12 protein-coding genes and 1 pseudogene are annotated in these 19,874 nt (G+C 41.4%); 2 read left to right on the top strand and 11 right to left on the bottom strand.

Annotated features, from left to right (window positions below; genetic code table 11):
- The coding region (locus tag VB732_RS20825) for a Crp/Fnr family transcriptional regulator (protein ID WP_323232809.1) at nucleotides 1-494 on the bottom strand (494 nt) is incomplete at its 3' end.
- 161 nt (nucleotides 495-655) lie between these two features.
- Here VB732_RS20825 and VB732_RS20830 point away from each other — a divergent pair.
- Nucleotides 656-898 carry a hypothetical protein gene (locus VB732_RS20830; protein WP_323232810.1) on the top strand — a complete coding sequence of 81 codons (243 nt, stop codon included), beginning with the start codon at nucleotides 656-658 and terminating at the stop codon, nucleotides 896-898.
- A 1,017-nt stretch (nucleotides 899-1,915) separates the two neighbouring features.
- Here VB732_RS20830 and VB732_RS36010 read toward each other — a convergent pair.
- The 4 genes and pseudogenes from VB732_RS36010 to VB732_RS20850 all read right to left on the bottom strand — a co-directional run.
- A pseudogene (locus VB732_RS36010) lies at nucleotides 1,916-2,128 on the bottom strand (pilus assembly protein PilB); the annotation flags it as partial.
- Between the two features lie 289 nt (nucleotides 2,129-2,417).
- Entirely contained in the window at nucleotides 2,418-3,593 is a 1,176-nt protein-coding gene (locus VB732_RS20840; protein ID WP_323232812.1) for a HetZ-related protein 2, read from the bottom strand.
- 1,030 nt (nucleotides 3,594-4,623) lie between these two features.
- Nucleotides 4,624-4,971: a carbon dioxide-concentrating mechanism protein CcmK gene (locus VB732_RS20845; RefSeq protein ID WP_292721114.1), complete on the bottom strand. Its 348-nt coding sequence runs from the start codon at nucleotides 4,969-4,971 to the stop codon at nucleotides 4,624-4,626.
- 88 nt (nucleotides 4,972-5,059) lie between these two features.
- Nucleotides 5,060-5,371, bottom strand: coding sequence for a BMC domain-containing protein (locus VB732_RS20850; protein ID WP_190729631.1), 312 nt, complete (start codon nucleotides 5,369-5,371; stop codon nucleotides 5,060-5,062).
- 283 nt (nucleotides 5,372-5,654) lie between these two features.
- On the opposite strand from VB732_RS20850, the gene VB732_RS20855 reads away from it, so the two are divergent.
- Nucleotides 5,655-6,539, top strand: a complete 885-nt coding sequence (locus tag VB732_RS20855; RefSeq protein WP_323232813.1) for an alpha/beta hydrolase — start codon at nucleotides 5,655-5,657, stop codon at nucleotides 6,537-6,539.
- A gap of 312 nt (nucleotides 6,540-6,851) precedes the next feature.
- Here VB732_RS20855 and VB732_RS20860 read toward each other — a convergent pair whose 3' ends face one another.
- From VB732_RS20860 to VB732_RS20885, 6 genes are all read right to left on the bottom strand, one after another.
- Nucleotides 6,852-7,196: a DUF1815 family protein gene (locus VB732_RS20860; RefSeq protein WP_323232814.1), complete on the bottom strand. Its 345-nt coding sequence runs from the start codon at nucleotides 7,194-7,196 to the stop codon at nucleotides 6,852-6,854.
- A gap of 1,318 nt (nucleotides 7,197-8,514) precedes the next feature.
- Entirely contained in the window at nucleotides 8,515-14,271 is a 5,757-nt protein-coding gene (locus tag VB732_RS20865; protein ID WP_323232815.1) for a response regulator, read from the bottom strand.
- A 91-nt stretch (nucleotides 14,272-14,362) separates the two neighbouring features.
- On the bottom strand, nucleotides 14,363-17,293 hold the full coding sequence (locus VB732_RS20870) for a methyl-accepting chemotaxis protein (RefSeq protein WP_323232816.1): 2,931 nt from the start codon (nucleotides 17,291-17,293) through the stop codon (nucleotides 14,363-14,365).
- Nucleotides 17,294-17,307: 14 nt separating this feature from the next.
- On the bottom strand, nucleotides 17,308-17,838 hold the full coding sequence (locus tag VB732_RS20875; protein ID WP_323232817.1) for a chemotaxis protein CheW: 531 nt from the start codon (nucleotides 17,836-17,838) through the stop codon (nucleotides 17,308-17,310).
- 13 nt (nucleotides 17,839-17,851) lie between these two features.
- Nucleotides 17,852-18,217, bottom strand: a complete 366-nt coding sequence (locus tag VB732_RS20880) for a response regulator transcription factor (protein ID WP_012412195.1) — start codon at nucleotides 18,215-18,217, stop codon at nucleotides 17,852-17,854.
- Between the two features lie 301 nt (nucleotides 18,218-18,518).
- Entirely contained in the window at nucleotides 18,519-19,697 is a 1,179-nt protein-coding gene (locus VB732_RS20885; protein WP_323232818.1) for a DUF4388 domain-containing protein, read from the bottom strand.
- Nucleotides 19,698-19,874: the final 177 nt, after the last annotated feature.

A 19,874-nucleotide genomic window follows, 5' to 3' on the forward strand; every position in this document is an offset into this window, starting at 1 on the left:
CCCTGTTGACCATAGCTTTCGCCTAAAGTCACCAGGGTATGAGCGAGTTTAACTGCGGGTGGTGAAGACCGCATTTGTAAACGCTGGTTAATTTGCCGCAATCGCCGTACCATCAGTTGCAACATTCGGTGATGTAATTGCGGATCTTTAAACAATATCTGAATAAAACGCTCTCTGGAGATACTAAGTAACTTCACGGGTGAAAGGGCAATGACATCGGTTGAGCGTGGAGATTCATCCAAAATTGCCATTTCTCCAAAAAAATCGCCACGACCAAAAATTGCCAAAGCTACTGAATCATCCCCGACGGTACGCCGGACTTTGACCCAACCAGAAACCACGAAGTAAACGGCGTTACCCCAGGCATCTTCCATCACAACGGCTCGCCCAGATGGGTATTCATGTTCAATTGCAACGTTGAGCAGCCATTCCAAGGTCTGGGGGTTGGCTGTACTCATCAAGGGGAAAAGTTCACTAAAAACCTCAGTTAGCATGAAATATATGCAAGAAATGGATTCAAGAGCGTGAAAATAACTTCGTTACTATAAATTTATTAAACCGTAATTTTACTTAGAATGCGATCGCAAAATCCGTATTTATTTGATCTGAATCTCTAAGGTTGATCGGTCTAGAATTCTATTACAACATAACAATTATGTATGTACTCGAAATCAGAGGTTTCACTGACAAAACCCTTCGGGTAGGGAATTGGGAATTGGGAACCGGGAATTGGAAATTAGGAACAGTTATAGAAACTTTAGTTATGGGTCAAAAGCCCATTTTCAAAAAGATGTTTTTCGAGATGCACAGCGCTCTTAAATTTGGTGTCCTCGTTACAATCCCACCCTTGAAAGCCGTGGGTTTTCCCTATTCCCTATTCCCTCTAACAGACTTATGATTTGCTGTTTGTTGGGGAATTGCTATGTAGCGCCAGTATTTTGATCTGTTGGTCTAAATTTTTCACTAACTGATTCAGGGTAACTAAAGCGTCTGATTGTTGAGAATCAAGGCTGGGATTCAGTAAAATCCGTTCTTGTAGTTCTTGTAACTTGAAGCTTAGTTGCTGAGAAATTCCTAAAGCATCGCGTCCTAGACGCATCAATTGTTGTTCTTGATAAAACTTTAATGCTGCTCCCCGTAAGACTTGCAGTGTTGCCTCTTCACCGTAAATTCCTGGCATAACTCGCAAGCGTAATAATAAGCGATTTTTTTGATGTACGTATTCTTTCTCTACCTGCTTTGGTTCTGAAACTGTGGTGAGAGGTAAGGAAGCAAACCGCTTTAATTCATTTAGTACTCCTTGGAAAACAGAGAGTGGCAGTTTGTCTAATACAGATTGCAAGATTCCATTATCACTCCATAGTATTCTGCCTTCGTAAGCTTGTCTTTCTAAATACAGCCGTCCAATTCCCCCAGCCAAAATTCGCCCTAGTAATTCTTCTAGTAATTTTTTTGGTGGTAGTGTTGGTAGCAACTCAATGGGAGTAAGTAGATCGGGAACTTGCGTAGGTAAAATCGGTAAATTTTTTGGTGCTGCTATTGCGGAAGTCTCACCTTCCTGACTCCTTGTCGTTTGAGATGATTGATCTAGTTCTGGGATAGGAGGCAAATCTACGCGCTGCCCAAAATGTTGACGTTTTGATGTCTCAAATAGCATCAGTATTGGTTGCTGATTTGATTCAGAGTCGGTATTTAGAGAAGCAATAGGTTTATCAGCAATACTCGCTGGGGTATTTTGTTGAGGAGAGTCGGTTGTTGGCTGATGCATTTGTTGGGCATCTAGCTGGGATGTATTCTTATGGTTGAGGTAGGCTGATAAGATTCTGCGGTGAGCGTCAGATGCGATCGCTTCAATCACCATTGTGCAATTGATATAAGACAAAATACGACCAACATAATCTAGTGCCTCGTTGTCTTCTGGATGAACCATACCTAACAAGAGGTTTTTATCTTCTAATCCAAAGGGCAAAATTTGGTGGTAGAGGCAAGCTTCAAAGGACAAAAGACTATCAATCAATTGGAATATTTGCTTGCGTTCCTCTTCTTCTTCCCATCTAGCTTGAGCGGCAGTTAAAATTTGCTGTCCATTTGCTGCCGTATTATTTAGTGCGCCCTCTGAAGACAACATAGATTTGATTGTGTGGTGTTTATTTATATTTTGCCTCTAATTTAGTAGGTAGTTAATAAAGATACTTTGTTGGATTGTTAAAATTTCAATTATATATACTTAAGTAAACGTAAGTGGAAGATGAATTTTAGATAATAAGCTAGAGATAATACTGAGAACTGGGCATTGGTATGGGGCATTGAGCATGGGGTATAAAAGATCATAATTTTAATAGTTCTTTTTCCCCTGCTTCCCCTCCTTCTTCACTCGCTACTGCCCATCAACCTTGTCTTTTGCCACCTAGAATAGGCTACTCGTGGGTTCTTAAAGCTTGGGCGGCAAGATAAACTTTTGTCCATTCGCCTAGCACTTGATGGGTTTTGAGTTTTAACTGTTGAGCTACTGCTTCTATTGAGTTACCTGCTTTCCGCAAATCTAGGATCTGCCGACCTAGAGGAGTTAATTTTTCATCAAGTTGCTGCCATTGATTTTGGGTTAACCCCAAGTTATGTTCCTGCAAGGAAATTGAGAGCCAACTGTCTACTAGCTCTGGTTTGCCTTTGAGGGCAAAAACACGTATTGCGTGGTAACTAATTTTTTCTCGCAAACGGTATACTTCTCTAGCTTGCTTATTTAATCTATGGGCAATCTCTTCTTGAGACTTACCTTGCAGATACAGGCGTAGCCATTCCACTGCATCTGTACCCAGATTTTCTTGTAAATAATTTTCCAATTCTTTTTGTACTGACTGCCGTAGTACTTGTTGTTCCTCTAGCTGTTGTGCTTCTTGATATTCTGCGATCGCCTGACTATCGACTAAGTTAACTCGACTATCATTGTCGTCAGTAAGAACTTCTTCTGACACGAGTCTAATCAAGTCACGACCAGGTACTTGGGTTAACCCACCGCGCTGAGTACGACGCAGGTAATTTACAAACCGATAAGCTAATAGGGGTTGATTGCGTACTGGTCGCAGACAATATTCTTCTATACTGGCAAATAGCAGAGCATCTCCCAATCGTCGATCGGTTGTATATTTGGCAAGATCCGCCATTTGTTGTTGCATATAGGCATCAGTTTGCAGTAATTCTTGGAGTACCTCTTGCAACACATCCATAACACTACGCTGGCGATCGCGGCTGAGGGAAACCCAAGTCTGAATCTGATTCCGTAATGTCACTAAACTTCCCAGCCGCGTTATCAAGTTGCGGTAAGCACGTTCCCGTCCAAACCCCAAATAGCGTTGACGTAAAATCCTCCAGCGATATTCCATCGCTTGTTTGGCGATATCCAGTTCCTTTGGGTTCAAAAGATCAAACCGTTTTGAGTCAGATCCCAAAAGCCAGAGAATAATACTTTGTCTAGTTGCTTCATTTTGGTCTGGACATTCCGCAATTATACGGTTTTGCCAATCATCAGCCAGCTTTTCCACATCCTTTGTCATAGCGAGATTGCGCTCCTCGAAACTTAATTTTGAAGTTTGCATCACAACCCCCGTTTGTCCTACCTAATTGTTTAACTGGCAGCTATTGCGGATTTCATGAGTTTCATGAAAACATCTCAGTGATTCCACTTTTATTACGTCGTAATTCAATAGAATTATGCAAACACTTTCGCCTTGATGCTTTACCTTCAAATTTAAAATGCTCCTAAATCCTTACACATAAGCCGTTTGAAGCAATTCTATTATTTTAAAATTTTTGTAAAGTTATGTTTTTTAACTGAGAACAAAAATCCTTCTAAAGTAGCAACGACAAAATTTTCCACAAGAGGGTTGGGAAAATCTGACATTTTGTAACTAAGCCAAGGAACGAATCTAATTTAACTTAATATCATACGCTATTTCACCTGTATAAGTTTTAGCACTCTACATCTTTATACTAAAAAATACATTTAGTTAAATTCAATACACACAATATTAGTAATATTTTGCTCCAAAATATTCCTTCAAGCTTTCTCAATCATGATCTTAATTTGCTACTTTCTCAGGAGTATCAAAAAGGATTATAGCGGTTCCCAACCTAGTGAGGTACGTTTTCAAAGCTACTAACCTTGGTAAACAAGATTTGGGTGTACCTCAGTAGACTAGGAAACGCTATAAGCCTGGACTTAATTAGATTTAGTTAAATTTATTTTTTTTAAGTGTATATACTTAATTTAGAGATTAAGAGGATGATTGGTAAGGCGCTATGTAAAACCTTAATATCTAAATTAGCTACGAATTCTTAGGCTTTTAGTGGTGAAAAATTATCAAAACTGTGATTTTAAACAGTGGCAAGTTCTGCTTTAAACTTTGACATTCATCAAAATGAATAGTCAACAGTCAATATTGATTTTGACTATTGACTCTGATTGTTGCTTTCCCTCTGCTTCAAAATTAAACTTATGCAAAATCTAAAAACAGAAAGAACGCAACCCTCAAAAGCTTTACTGCTCAAAAGTCATACTAGAAGCTTCTCTAGTTAAATTTGTTTATGGGGATTCTTCGTTTTGAATTTCCCCGCAGAGGGTTGAATCTATCGATTGTTCGATCTGACAATGGGATTTTCTACAGATTCTCGATACCCTTGGACTTGTTCTGTGTAACCAATTGGTAGAACAGCTTCGACGTTTTCATGAGGACGAGCAATAATCACCCAGGATTCTAGAGTGCCGCCATACACATTTTCTGCGGCTTCAACACCAGCAGCCATAGCCGCTTTAACCTCAGAAACATCACCACGAATATTAACCGTAAAACGGGCGCTACCCACTCTGATATATCCAACGAGGGTGACTCGACCAGCTTTTACCATAGCATCTGCTGCTGCTAGCACCGCAGGGAAACCTTTCGTTTCAAGTGCTCCAACTGCCTGTAATGACATTATTATTAATCTCCTGTATGAATAAACGAGATGGGGGCTACAAGTTAATTGTACGAAGCTTCGCTACAGATTTTGATGGCGAAATTGCTTAGAACATGCGGAAAGGTTCTGACTCTTCGGTGAAATGGATTGGTAATATGGTTTCAACGTTTTCCGGGGGATTGGGAACGATGTAGTGGGTAATTACTGTACCAACCTTGACTTGCTCTCCAGCTGCGATTCCGGCTTCAACAGCTCTATTTACTTCAGAAACGTGTCCCCGGACAGCGACCAACAAACGAGCGCTTTCAGCTTGACCATAGTACACAATTGTGACTGCGGCAGCTTTAACCATTGCATCTGCTGCTGCTAAGACACTAGGAAAACCTAAAGTTTCAATTACGCCAACCGCCATTGGCATGGCATTAGCTCCTGGATTAAGGGATAGGCGATATCAATTGTACGTGGCTTTAGTCCCAATTTTGACATTTTGCAAAACTTTCTTTGATACCTCCAAATTCTAAGGGAGTGGGGCGAGAAGACGCGGTTAATCACGTCTGTACAGGAGTTGGAATGTTTTGATTAGCTGCTAAACTATGTTTTATGTATTACAAATAATACTTCAGCATATTAGTTTGTGTAATTTTGTTGTTTGACAAAATCAGCGATGAACAAAAGCAAGCTAATACGATAAACTGAAATTTATGTTTCCGAATTTTCTTCCTAAAGCAGTTGGGCAACTGACTGAATCTGCCTCGATCGCACTAGCCCAGAGTATTCAAACTGCTGCGATCGCTACTCCTCTAATTAATCAACCAGTTACCACAACTTATGTCAAGCAAGGGAGTGGTGGAACTCCTATTTTATTAATTCACGGCTTTGATAGTTCTGTATTGGAATTCCGGCGGCTTTTGCCACTGCTTGCTAGCGATAATGAAACGTGGGCTGTGGATTTGTTGGGTTTTGGATTTACAGATAGACTCTCAGGAATTGCTTATAGCCCAACTGCCATTAAAACTCATCTTTATTACTTCTGGAAAAGCCTAATTAACCAACCTGTAATTTTGGTGGGCGCTTCGATGGGGGGTGCAACGGCGATTGATTTTACGCTGACCTACCCAGAAGTAGTAAAAAAGCTGGTGTTAATTGACAGTGCAGGGTTAGCAGGTGGTTCACCCTTAAGTAAATTCATGTTTCCCCCGTTGGATTATTTAGCAACTCAATTTTTGAGCAATCTGAAGGTGCGCGATCGCGTTTCCCGTATTGGATATAAAAATCAAAGTCTTGCTTCTATCGATGCTCTATGTTGTGGCGCATTACACCTACAAATGCCGAGTTGGAATCAAGCTTTGATTACTTTCACTAAAAGCGGTGGTTACAGTGCTTTTAGATTTAAAAAAATATCACAAATTGGGCAACAGACGCTTATTTTATGGGGCGATTCTGATAAGATTCTAGGGACTGGAGATGCTATGAGGTTTAAAAGAGCAATTCCACACAGTAATCTCATCTGGATTCAAAATTGTGGTCATCTCCCACACCTGGAACAACCACACGTTACTGCACAGCATATTTCCGATTTTCGATAACTGTAGTTTCAACCCAATAAACCTGATACTTTTATTGCAATTTCTTGGGTGTATTTAGGCAGAAAATGTTAAAAAATTAGAGAACAATAAATGCTATAAAGTTTTTCAACTATTTATTATTAATAGCTAATATCGAAATTACTATTTTTCCCTTGGAATGATGCTTGTGAGATGTTAGTAGATACAGAAAGATGTGCGATGGGCTACGAGCCAATCACTTAATCGTAATGGAGATTAAGAGCGATCGCCAACTAAGCCACCATTACCAATTACCGATAATTGGTTTCTAATTTGCGATCGAACTTTGGAACCTTAGTATTTCTTGGCAAGAACTTTAGAACCTGTATCGGTCTGCATAGATTGCTTGACAAGATCGGCTAGTTCGTCTAATTGGCTAATTGCCTCCGCACCTTCTAGCTTCATTAATTCGCGGTCATCCCGCATTTCCGTCCAAGTAATCCCATAATCGGACACCAAAAACCGAATTAGGTGGTTATCACCCAAGCTAACCATAAACGATGCACTATTCATTTGGTCGCCGCAGGTGTAACAGGACGCAGGATAGCCGCGCCGCTCTAACACGACCGCCAAGGCTTGCAGGTTCATTACCAAGTCTTGAACGAATTGCCGATGTTGATGTGCTAGTCTCAGAAACACTTTTGTCCTCCAGACACCACAGTCATTTGAGTTTCTTTTATATTTTCTTTAGATTTTCTCATCCACTGGTATTGTAAACTATTCAATACGATTACCAGACAAATGATATTGAGTCATTAATTGACTACCTTGTTTAGGGTAGTAGATCAGACTTTTGAGCGCCGTATCAAACTATTCAGTTTGCAAATTAAAAATCTCGGACAGAATTGCTAAATTTAACTATATCTTTATACACTTCTGTCAGGGTAGATTCTTATATGAAGCGTTCCGCTTTAAGACTAACCTAAATCCAGCACCAGTCAAGTACAGAAAAGCTTCATATTTCGTTTTTAGTGAAGACGTGCAGCTAAATTTATTGTTATTCAAGGCTATAGCATAGTTTTACATCGTTATACTGTCCCTTGCTTAGATGTTTAATCTGTTATCTTGCTAACTGTAGATTTTGGTATAGACAAATAATTAGTTATACCAAATTTGTTCCTCCCGTATATATAAAGTTGAGCAGACGACTGTGCAAATTTGATTTAAGCACTTAATTAAACCGAGTGCAGTTTTTCGTACAATGTTTGCCTAAGTAGTAGACAAGCGTGAGTGTAGAATCCATTCTGGATCAACTCAACACTTAAAATACCTAAACCCAACAAAGAAATGTTGCCATTTAGGAAATATTTTCAGCTATTTTGGGATTATCTTCAAAAAGTGGTACGAATCAAAGTGTAGAAATTTGGAAAGATTATTATCTTAGTTCGGTTTTGCCACAAAAAATACACGTATAGTATATTTTGATATATTTGTTAAAACTGAGTAATTATTTTTATTGATTGCCAGAAGAGATCCCCCAACCCTCTTAAAGAGTGGGGCGCTACGCGAACGAGGTTTCAAGTTTGTAGTGCATAGTATCGTGTTTGGCTAATTAGCTGTCATTGCGAACGAAGTGTTCGCGGAGCGTCTCGTAGAGATAGCAATCCCAAAAGTCTTGCGAACGTTCCACTTCGTTGCACTCGCAATGACATATTGTGGGTGATAAGGTTAAAAAATTACTTTTAAACTGCTCTAAGCACAGAGAACGCTGAGAAGAAATAAGAGATTTTACAAGTTACCCCTTGAGGTCTTATAAAAACAACACCTTGATAGTAAAGCTATCAAGGTGTCTTCTCAGAAAAATGGGTTTAAAACCCCGTGTTTCCAGCACAGCTTTAAAGTAATGAGTAAGGAGTGGATGAAAAATGGGTATTTACTCATTACTTATTACTCCTTACTTGTTACTCATTACTCCTTCTTAAGAGTGCGTTCACGGCGGTGAGGATGTCAATACTTACTAAACATTACTCGTACTGCTAACAAGTTTTTCCCCCTTCAACATCCGCGCCGCAGCTTCGAGGAGAGCTTCTTCGAGATAGGGCTTGGTAAAGTAGCCACTAGCACCGAGTTGAGCGGCAATTTGTCTATGCTTGTCTGCGCCCCTTGACGTGAGCATTGCGATCGGTAGGTGGTTGAGGTTAGAGTCTTTCTGGATGCGAGAGAGTAATTCCAGACCATCACAACGGGGCATTTCGATGTCGCAAAATACGATATCGCAAGGCAGACCGGAGCGGAGTTTATCCCAAGCTTCTTGACCATCACGCGCCTGTTCTACGCGATAACCTGCTTTGTTAAATGTCAGGGATAGCAATTCTCGGACTGTAATCGAGTCATCGACGATCAACACTGTCGGGTCAATCTTCGCAGGAGAGGTGTCTGCGGGAACCCCTTTCTGTTGCCAAGAATTGCCACCTGTTTGTGTAGAAATCCGTCCCTGGAAGATGTCAATGATTTCCAGCACGTCAGCAATAGGCATAATCCGACCATCACCCAAGACCGTAGCACCTGCTACACCAATGGGTTTAGGTGCTGGGCCTTCAAATTGCTTAATTACAATTTCTTGTTCGCTTAACACCAGGTCAATTTGTAGAGCAATCAGGGTATTTGCCGATCGCACCACGACGACAGAAACCATGTCATCATCTCGCGTACCGCCATAGACATTACCGCGACTGATTTGCCGATTGAAGGTTAAAAGTTCCTTCAAAGGTCGGAACGGCAGCACTGTATCGCGCCAAGAAATAAATGATTGTCCATTGGCATCATGCTGAATATTTTTCACTGGTATATCCAGCGTATCTTCTACACCGTCCATCGGGAAAGCAATTCTAGAGCGATCGGAGACGCAGCAAAGAGCTTTACAAATACTCAGAGTCAGTGGTAAACGAATCGTGAAGGTGGTTCCCTTACCGATCGCAGAATCGGTGTTAACTGTCCCCCGAATTTCGCTAATCTCGGAACGCACTACGTCCATACCCACACCACGACCGGAAATTTCATCTGCTTGGTCTTTGATGGTAAAACCAGATTGGAACAGCAGATCGTAGACTTCCAGGCGAGACATAGCTTTTGCTTGCGCTTCTGTAATCATGCCAATCTTCACCGCCTTAGCCTTAACCTTGGCGGAATCGATACCTGCGCCATCATCGCCTACAGAAATGATTGTTTGATTGCCTTGGTGGAAAGCACGGATAGTAATGATTCCCACGGGTGGCTTACCAGCAGCTTGTCGTTCTTCTGGCGTTTCAATACCGTGAGCGATCGCATTATTCAGCATGTGAGTTAATGGATCGGTCAGATGATCCAAAATCATCTTGTCAATTAAGGTATCGCCACCTTCAATTAACAACTCCACTTGTTTGCCACACTTAATGGCGTTGTCGCGCACTCCTCGCCGCCAGCGATCGATAGTTTGGGCAAAAGGAACCATTCGCGCTCTCGTTAGCCCTTCTTGTAGCTGGGTGGTTACTTGGCGGAATTGCCTTGCTACGCGCTCGGTTTCTTCGGTGACAAAATCAATGTCACTTGCCGACTCACGCACTCGCACAATGCGTTCAATCATCTGCTGTGAGAGTGTATGGAAGGGAGTAAAACGATCCATTTCTAACTCACTAAAACCCCTATCAGCATTGGAATCAGGCGCTTGGAAACCTGAGTCTTTCTTTTTGCGTCCAGCTAATAGAGAGGCTTCTAGGAGCGATCGCTCGTACAACTCCTGCATTCTTGCGCCTACATCCGAGAGTTGTTGTACCTGAATCAGCAAGTTATCTAATGACTGCCGTAGCCGTTCATGATCTTGCTCTAAGGTATTGCGATTTACCACCAACTCCCCAACTAAATTACTCATATCGTCCAGTTGCTTAACTGGAACCTTCATCGTTTCTTCAAATCTTGCAGCCCGACGAGTAGAGGGACGAGGAGCTTTACTGCTGTTCGATTTTGCTACTGGTGAATGGGATATCGTTTGATCCGCTTCAGCTAGCAACTTCTCCAAGTCGCCAAATTCATCTATAGCTGGCGATGGAACGGCATTTTTCGCCAAGACTGGTTGAGTGCTGAGGGGCTGGGGTTGGCGCACTGCGTCGTAAGCATTGCTGTCGTCTGTACCAAGTAATTCTTCCAGCGCTGCAAAATCTACTTCTGGTATTGAGGTAGCTTTGGGGTTAAGTGCTACTTCCTCTCCTAATAATGCTTCCAAGTCTGCAAAATCATCATTTGGAGCAACTGCTTCAACAACTTCTGCCGTTACTAATTCTTCAGTTGAGGTAACGATAGCATTTTCTTCATCTGACCCTAGTGCAACTTCAAATGTCTCTTCTAAATCACATAAATCGGTTTCTATATTTTCTTGAATAACCGTTTGTGTGAAGTGGAAAGTTTGTGAATTAATTGTTATCGCGTTTTCTTCTAACTCTTCCTCATTTGTTGTGTCTGATATAGAAGTTTCTGTAGATAATAAATCATTTGCAAAACCCAGTTCTGTATTTTCTGTCAATTCAAAGGTAGTTTCTAAACTATTGTTCTCCTCAGCCACTAAAACTTCTAAGTTTGTGTGGGCTGAATCTGAAGTTTCACCAAAGCTGATATCTAAAGAAGCTTCTGTAACCGATAGCAGTTCATCCACAATATTCTCTGTGGTGTCCATCTGAATATAAGTGGAATCATCTGTGGTTACATCTTCAAACAGCAGTTGCAGATTTTCATCGAAAGAAGCGGATGAATCATCTGGCTGTACTTGAACTGAATCTGAAGTTTCTGTAACCGATAGCAGTTCATCCACAGTATTCTCTGGAGTTTCCATCTGAATATAAGTGGAATCATTTATGGTTACATCTTCAAATAGTAGTTGCGGATTTTCATCGAAATAGCCAAACAAATCATCTGACTGTACTTGAACTGAATCTGAAGTTTCTCCAAAATTGATATCTAAAGAAGTTTCTGTAATAGATAGTTCATCCACAGTATTCTCTGTGGTTTCCATCTGAATATAGGTGGAATCATTTGTGGTTACATCTTCAAACAGCAGTTGCGGATTTTCATCGAAATAGCCAAACAAATCATCTGGCTGTACTTGGACTGAATCTGAAGTTTCTGTAACCGATAGCAGTTCATCCACAGTATTCTCTGTGGTTTCCATCTGAATGTAGGTGGAATCATCTGTGGTTACATCTGCAAACAGCAGTTGCGGATTTTCATCGAAAGAGGCGGATGAATCAAATTCCAGAGCAACAGCAGATATTTCTGGGGGCTGATGAGTAAATTCTGGAGCAAAATCTAAAGCTTCTGGTTGTTGCGGGCTGAGAATTTCTTCTCTTGAATGCTGCGCGAGCAAAGGAATTTCCGGCGTGGAGGCATCGCTGATTATCAGAGAAGCTGAATCGCTCAGTGTTAACTCATCAAACAAATCATCTCCAGAATCTGATGAGAATATCAAATCTAGCTGTTCTTCCTGCTGGAAATCGATATCCAATTCTTCCAAGCCAAAACTTACTGTAGGAGAAGGTGTAGACTGCTGACTGTCGGCAAAAATATCATCCGTCGTAGCAAATAAACTCTCCTCTAATGCCCTTTCCACATTCTGCTCAATTAAGGAATTAAATTCCTCCTGTTCCTCTGCACTTTCTTGATTCCAAAAGCTACTTAGATCATTCTCTGATTGAGACAATTCAGGCACTGTTGCCGGAGATGTATCAAATAAATCACTGATTTCTGGTTCACTTGTAGGCAGTAGTGTCAGTTCTTCCATTTCTGCAAACAGGTTGTCTGAAGACAAGCCTGTTTCCTGGGGTAATTCTATGTAGTCACTAGGAGTAATTTCTTCTACCCAGTTTGCATTTCTAGCTTCTGACAATAAGTTATCAAAACTGTTTGGTTGGTTGGTCGATAGTTCCACACTAGCGATCGCCTCAGTTTCTGGTTGAGTCACTTCGCCTGTAGGCAATATTTCACGATCATCATCTAGTGCCAGTGTCAATAAATCTTCAATTACATCGTTTACATCGTTTGTGTTGACGCTAGCAGGCTGGTTTGTTTCACTAGAAATATCAATAAATTCTTGTAAATCTGCGGAAGAAAAATCTAAATTTATATCAAGTACGTTGGTATCATTCAACCCTAAAGCCGCAGCAGATATTTGTTGATTTTGCAGTTCTGAATTATCTTTTTCTATAAAATTGTCACCAAATAACAGAGATAAATCTTCTGTCGTGGCTGTAGTTGCTCCTTGATCAAAGGAGAGTAAATCGGATAAATCGCTATGAGCATCCTCAGCATCAGTGCTGCTGAAATCAATTCCAAAATCATCGGTGACAGCAATATCTAAGGTTTCTTCTTGATGCCAGCTTTCATCTAGTTCGGGAGTCTCACCTTCAAATAAATCGGCAAGGGTATTTAACTCAGCTATTCCTACCTCTGGCCCGTTGGGGTCGAGATTGTTACTGATTGGATGTGCTTCCTCATGTGTGGTAAAAGAAAAACTAGTGTGAGTTGCAGCGTTAAGTGGTGTCCCTTGTTGAGGGTATGGGCGTTCTTCAAAGACGTTGGCGTAGCCAGACGCTCCTAGACTCGCTAGCGCTGCGCGATCGCTAGTATCTTCGTCTAGATTAAGTGCTTCAGTTGTCTGGGCTAAGTCTAACTGCTCGGTGTTACCCAAGAAAATTGGTTCTGATGCAGTTGATGATTCTGTCAAAGCCGCAGACTGTTCATCAAACAAATCAGGAGTAACTTCTACCAACTCGATTTCTGCCAAGCTTAAAAGTGCTTCCAATTGCTGACTAATTGCAATTTCGGCTTCTCTACCTTGCAGAACTAATTCTTGAGCTTGCTTGATTTCAGTAATAACAATTTTAGCTAAAGTCAGATAAGTATTTTCAGGATTGCCGATCGCACTGGCTGCTGATTTACACAAACCACGCCACTTGGATAAATTCCAAGTCTCACCAAGTTTAACTAACTGGTAACAGCATTGTTGAAGGTTTTGTCGAGTTGAGGGTGTTGTAGTTTGCTTAAACAGTTGCAACATTTCCCGGAGCGTTTGCAGCACTTGGGCTTGAAACTCGCTCCAATTATTATGTTCTTTAGCGGTAACTGGCGATCGCGCAGCGTTAGTGTGAGACTCTTGTACCTGCTGAGGTGCTACTGAGATAGATATTTCTGGAGATCCCTGATGGGTGTCTTCTGCCAAACTGGGAATATCTCGCCGCAGGAAAAGTTCTGTAAGTGTGGAGACATTCTCTACAGAGGTTGTGTGTAGTTCGGTTGCTTCAGAATTACTGAATACTCCACTTTTTCCTTGTTGTACAAGTAGTTCTAGATGTTCATACAGCCATTGAAAGACTGGCTCCGTTTCTGACATCAAAGTATTAGCTGCATCTTCAGAAAGACCATAAGGCCCGCTCAAATGCTCTAACAGCGATTTCAGGGTATCAGATACACCAAGAAATAAAGACTCTAACTTTTGGTCAATCTTAACCGGATTATCTTTAAGAACTTTGAAACAATCTTCTAAACGGTGGGAAGTATGCTGGATGCTAGTCAATCCAAGCATCGCCGCTCCTCCTTTGATAGAGTGAGCCGCCCGGAAGACTTCACTGATCATTTCCGGGTCGTTCAGAGTACCTTCTAAATTCAGTAACCCCTGCTCAATGGTATTCAGGTGATCCCTGGCTTCTTCGATAAAGTAACCCAAAATCCGCTGTTGTTGTTCCGGCAGCATAGTTTTTTAGTCATTAGTCATTGGTCATTGGTCATTGGTCATTAGTCATTGGTCATTAGCAAATAAAAAAGGACAAAGGACAAATGACAATTTATCTGGTTTCCATTGTTTCCACTCGGAAACGTTCAACAGAGGCGATCAAGTCGCGGGATACACCTACTAAGTGTTGTAAGGCTCCTGAAACTCGCTGTGCTTCTTGGGAAGTTTCTTGAGCGGTGAGTTCTACTGATTGCATTACGTGAGCGACGGCGCGGGAAGTTTCAGTTTGTTCCACAGTGTCGCTGGTAATTGAGCGCACAAGAATATCAATACGATTTGCTACTTGAATAATATTTTCAAGCGATCGCTTGGCTTCTTCTGCTAATTTTGTCCCTTTAATTACTTGTTGTGTGCCTTCTTCCATCGCGGTCATTACAGAGCCTGTTTCGCTTTGGATTTGCATCACAATCTGTTCAATTTCCTTCAGGGATTTAGCAGATTTATCTGCTAACTGACGCACTTCGTCTGCTACGATCGCAAACCCGCGTCCAGCTTCTCCCGCTCTTGCCGCCTCAATACTAGCATTGAGGGCTAACAAGTTGGTTCTGGAAGCAATCTGCGAAATCAACGCCACAATTTTCGAAATTTCTTGAGAAGATTCTGCCAATCGCTTCACTTTGCGAGTCGTTTCGGCAACGGTTTCTCGAATTTCTAAAATACCTGCCACTGTATTTTCTACTGCTTCCCCACCTTTGAGAGCGATCGTGCTAGCATCACGAGCCACGGTTTCAGCTTCCCGTGCCGCCTCTGCTACCCGTTGAATCGAGTCGGTCATTACCTGTACAGAATTCAGCGTCACCGCTAACTCTTCTGCTTGGCGCAAAGCATCACTAGATAAGGCTCTAGCAAAAGTTTCAGAGTTGGTTGCACCTTTTGTTACATCCTTTGCTGCCACTTTTACCTGTTGTACAATATCCCGCAGGTTTTGAATTGTCAGGTTAAAAGCGTCGGCTACTGCTCCCAGTACATCGGCTGTAACTTCAGCTTGGACTGTTAAATCACCTCTAGCGGCTCCTTCCACATCATCCAAAAGGCGAATCACCTGACGTTGCAGATTTTCTTTGGCTTCCTCTTGTTCATCGGCTTTCCGTTGGGCTTCACTTGTAGTTGTGAAAATCACCCGTGCCATTTCATTAAAGCCAGTGGATAAATGCCCCAATTCATCTTCAGAAAATACTGTGGCTTGAGCATTCAAATTTCCTTGGCGTACAGCTTCAAACTGAGCTTGCAGATCATTAGTTGTACGCCGAATTTGTTTGAGTGCAAGATTCCCCATGAAGCCTGCGGTAGCAAAACCTGCAATACCAGATGCTAAAGACATTGCCCAACCTGTGTTTCGTACTGATTCACGTTGTTGGGCTGGTGAAAAGCTGGTGGCGACAAAGCTAACTGTGGCTACAACAAGCGCTGATACAATGCCCACACTTCCCGCAATTAACCATTGCTTCCTTTCTATGGAGGCATTCTCTAGTGGTGCTAACCAGCCTTGCTCGACGCTAACGTTGGGTTCTAGTTTCGAAACATCTGTTTGACTAAAGACTGGAACTCCTTCATGGGAACCAGTCATCGAGAAGAGTTCCTCTTCGCGATCGGCTGCATTACTTCCAGAAGCATCCGCCCCTTGAGAGCGCCCACTGCCACTATCTGCTGGAGCAGAATACATTGCTGCATCACCGAAGTTAGAATCTTCTTCGATCAGGTCAAACCCTGGAATATTTCCTAAATCATCAAATTCTTCAAAATCATCTAGAAAATCGATATTGCTCTTAGGATTTTCTCCATTCAGTATAGTACTTGAGTCTTCATAAGAGCTTGAGCCATCTGAGCCAAAGGCAGACTCAAATGCTTCTATATCAAAGTTCTCATCATCGAAGCTATTGTTGCCGATGCTTGTACCTGATTTGAACTTCTTTTCTTCCAAAGGTATCTTGCTATTAGAAGACGAAGAATGATCAGATAAATCTGGCTGAAACTCTTCTTCTGCTTTCAAATCAGTTGACTTCAACCAATCGTGTGCTTCGGTTTCAGGCAAATCATATTTACTATTGTTATTTGTGTTTGGCGAACTATTTATAAGTTCTTCTTGAACAATAAGTAAAGTTTCGTCTCCAAACTTGGATTTTTTATATTCTAAATTCCCAACCATAGGATCTGGAGACTTTGGCTCATTTAACAAATCAGGGAAATTATTTTCGTCATTACTAGTTTTTGAATTAGAAGAAGATGAGGAGTTATTATTGTCAATATCTGAATCTTGGCGATCAAAATTTATTCCATTCTCTGAAAACTGACTATTTGCTAATGATTCTTCAGGAGTATCTTCTGACATATCTTCCTGCCAAAAAGCAGGCAATTCTAATTCTGTTTTTTCTTCATAAGTACTGCCATTTAACTCTTGTTCTTCTGATTCTTCATCCAAAGCAAAAGGGTCATCGCCAAAAGCTGTAGAAAAATTTGATACTTTTCCTGTTCCAATACTATCTTCTGTGGGGATGTCAAATGGACTCTTAGAAGAAAGTTCTTCAACCCCATCCACAGTTTCTTGATGCTCTCCAAAAAAGTTCAAATCAAGATTGTTGCTGTCAAACTCCTCACTAGCGCCCAAATCTTCTAATTCTGGTTCGCTATATGCAAGTGGGTCAGACATCTCCGAGGAATTTATTTGCTCTTGACTTCCTGACGTATCAATCTGCCCACCGAATGATTGTAAATATTGATTGATATTCTCAATTCCATTATTGGCAAAACCAATAATTTCTTGATCGTTAGTCAAGCTTAATACCTGTTGATATTCTTCTTTGGCTACATCGTACTGCTGCAAGACATAGTAGATATGACCCCTTAACAAATGAGTGTTGGGGTCATCTGGTAAATTTTGCACCACTTGATCAACTAAAGTGGCGGCAACCTCATAATTTCTTTGAACATAGGCGGTCATCGCCTGTTGATATGTTGGCTCGTAATTATCAATACTTGCTGCCATTTCCTCCTCCAATTTCATCCTGCCCACCTAGCACTCCGTACAATTGCCATTTGATCGAGCAGTCTTAGACACCGATTGTTTTTAGTACCTAGTAACCACTCTCCACGTAAAAAGGGAGCCATAGTATCTGGAACACTAGTTGGTGGCATGAGATTCTGGGCATCCAACCAATCCATACCACCGATTTCCTCTACTGCTAAACCCACTATTGTGTCTTGCTCTTCGATGGCAATCACCGAAATTTCAGCTTTATCTGTGTTTAATGCACTTGCTTCCCCCAGAAATTGACCCAAATCAGCTACCCAAATAACTCGACCTCGTAAATTTAGAGTACCCAAAAGTAAAGGAGAAGCATTAGGAATTGGGGTGATTCTATCAGGACTTAGTTCAATTACCTCCCGAATGCCAGTTGCTTGTAGTGCAAACTCCTGATGCGAGGGAATGTAAAACCTCAAATGTAACTCACCTTCAGGACTTTCTACTTGTAATTCTGGTCGGAAATGATCTTGACCACTGCCACTTAAAAAGTCCGGTTTGCTGACCATATTGCTTTTATCCTTATCCTCGCAGCAGTTGTTTGACTGTTCCTACCAACTCGGTTGGTTGAAACGGTTTGGCTATGTAGGCATCTGCACCCTGCTTCATGCCCCAGTAGCGATCAAATTCTTCGCCTTTGGAAGAACACATCACCACCGGGACATTTTGGGTTTTTGGATCGGATTTTAACCGCCGACAAACTTCGTAGCCGTTCATCCGAGGCATGACAATATCTAACACCACTAAATCGGGAGGTGCTACTTGAATTGCCTCCAATGCTTCTAATCCATCACTGGCATGGGTTACTGTTAAGCCAGTTGCTTTCAGGAGGTCTGTAATCATCTCCCTTTGCGCGATACTGTCTTCCACGATCAGAACTGTACTCATAAATGTCTATTTACCTCCTGATGTAGACGTTCCTATTTGGAACATTCCCTGATTCCTCCGCAAGTATTAACTGTATAAATTAATTGTATGTTCTCACTATTTTCCTGGAGATTGACGTTTCACGAAGTTGGCTGACTCTGTGATAACATCTTTTAACTCATCTTTTACTAGATCAACAAATCTTCGCTCTCTTCATCTGTCCATACCCCCTCAATTTGGGATTTGCGACTTTAAATTATTCAATCCAAAATCCAGAATCTAGAATCTAAATTTTTTCTACCCTATGGTCTATGCCCAATTTTCATTGGTTGTTGATATATTTATCTACGAGCATGAGTAATTCAGTGTCTGTAAATGGTTTTGTTAGATAATCTGTAGCCCCGACCATCCTAGCTTTGACTCGATCAATAAATCCGTCTTTACCAGTGAGCATGATAATCGGTGTGAGCCGAAATGCTGTGGAATGTCGCAGCATGGCGCAAACCTCGTAACCTTCCAATTCCGACATGGCGATATCACACAAAATTAAATCGGGTTTGAGTTGAAAAACTACACTTAGCGCCTCTAAGGGATTGGTGAGAGCGATCGCTTCATAGCCTTGTGGTTGTAAGATTGAATTTATAGTCTCACCGATGGCGATCGCATCGTCAATACATACTATCCGCCCCCTGTGTTTTCCCTTCAATTCCCAGTTATCAGTGTGGGTATCTGGTTTAGTCGTGATTGAATATACTAGTTGTAGCCAATTCTGTTGCACATAAGGATATATTGCCTTAGCAACTGTCAAAATGTCTCGGTTGAGATAGCGTGCCAGTTGACGCAAGGATGTTTTACCATCAGCCCAATGTTGTAATTTATCCACCGTTGCTTCTGGTAGCGAGGATTGGAGCTGAACTTTGTCAGATAATACCGGCAATTGCTCTGGAGACTGGATGTGTGGATAAAGTTCCTTCCACTCTTGCACCTGCTTCGTAATTTTTGTAACAAATGGAGCAATCTCGAAAGTGTTTAATTGGGGAGCAAGGGGCGCACCTTGATGGAAAATAAAGTTACCTTGATGTAAACTCAGCAGATCAAAGAGAGTTTCATGCACCAAGCCGTGAATGATACTACCAGCTATCTTTGGGCTGATAATATTCCGCTCTAAAAGTGCCCACAGATAGGCATACTCTGGCGCATCCGTTGGTGGTAGAGAAGCAATTTGTTTTTCGGTGAGTCGCATCTCGACTCGATAATGGCGTAAATAATCGTTAATTCTGGATAAACTACTCTCACCTTCTTGGCAATAAATAATTTGACCATTCAGGAAAAAGACGAACCAAGACTGTTGTTTGAGGTTATAAATATTTGTTCCCTCTCCACTCAGCTTGTTGTTATGGTGAGAGCTATGAGCTTCTACCCAAAGTTGCCCAGTTCGCTGTCCTAATTCAATCAATTGCAAGATACTGCAAATATCAATTTCATTTAAATTTCCCTGCATTTACCTACAAAGTACTCCTCGTAATACCGTTAATATTATTTTTGAATTGTGTCTTGCAATTTTTCCATGTCTCAAGCAGGCTGTTTCAGTATTGATTATGGAGTATCGGCATGGCAAGATTTTTACCCTGGTTCTTGTTGCCATTAGGAAATAGATTCAACTATAAAGCTTAATCTT

The organism is Nostoc sp. UHCC 0252 (assembly GCF_034931145.1).
Taxonomy (GTDB): domain Bacteria; phylum Cyanobacteriota; class Cyanobacteriia; order Cyanobacteriales; family Nostocaceae; genus Nostoc.

Coding starts and splice junctions, on each gene's coding strand:
- VB732_RS20830 (WP_323232810.1), top strand. CDS start 656: ATGTATGTACTCGAAATCAGAGGTTTCACTGACAAAACCCTTCGGGTA.
- VB732_RS20840 (WP_323232812.1), bottom strand. CDS start 3,593: ATGCAAACTTCAAAATTAAGTTTCGAGGAGCGCAATCTCGCTATGACA.
- VB732_RS20845 (WP_292721114.1), bottom strand. CDS start 4,971: ATGTCATTACAGGCAGTTGGAGCACTTGAAACGAAAGGTTTCCCTGCG.
- VB732_RS20850 (WP_190729631.1), bottom strand. CDS start 5,371: ATGCCAATGGCGGTTGGCGTAATTGAAACTTTAGGTTTTCCTAGTGTC.
- VB732_RS20855 (WP_323232813.1), top strand. CDS start 5,655: ATGTTTCCGAATTTTCTTCCTAAAGCAGTTGGGCAACTGACTGAATCT.
- VB732_RS20865 (WP_323232815.1), bottom strand. CDS start 14,271: ATGCTGCCGGAACAACAACAGCGGATTTTGGGTTACTTTATCGAAGAA.
- VB732_RS20870 (WP_323232816.1), bottom strand. CDS start 17,293: ATGGCAGCAAGTATTGATAATTACGAGCCAACATATCAACAGGCGATG.
- VB732_RS20875 (WP_323232817.1), bottom strand. CDS start 17,838: ATGGTCAGCAAACCGGACTTTTTAAGTGGCAGTGGTCAAGATCATTTC.
- VB732_RS20880 (WP_012412195.1), bottom strand. CDS start 18,217: ATGAGTACAGTTCTGATCGTGGAAGACAGTATCGCGCAAAGGGAGATG.
- VB732_RS20885 (WP_323232818.1), bottom strand. CDS start 19,697: ATGCAGGGAAATTTAAATGAAATTGATATTTGCAGTATCTTGCAATTG.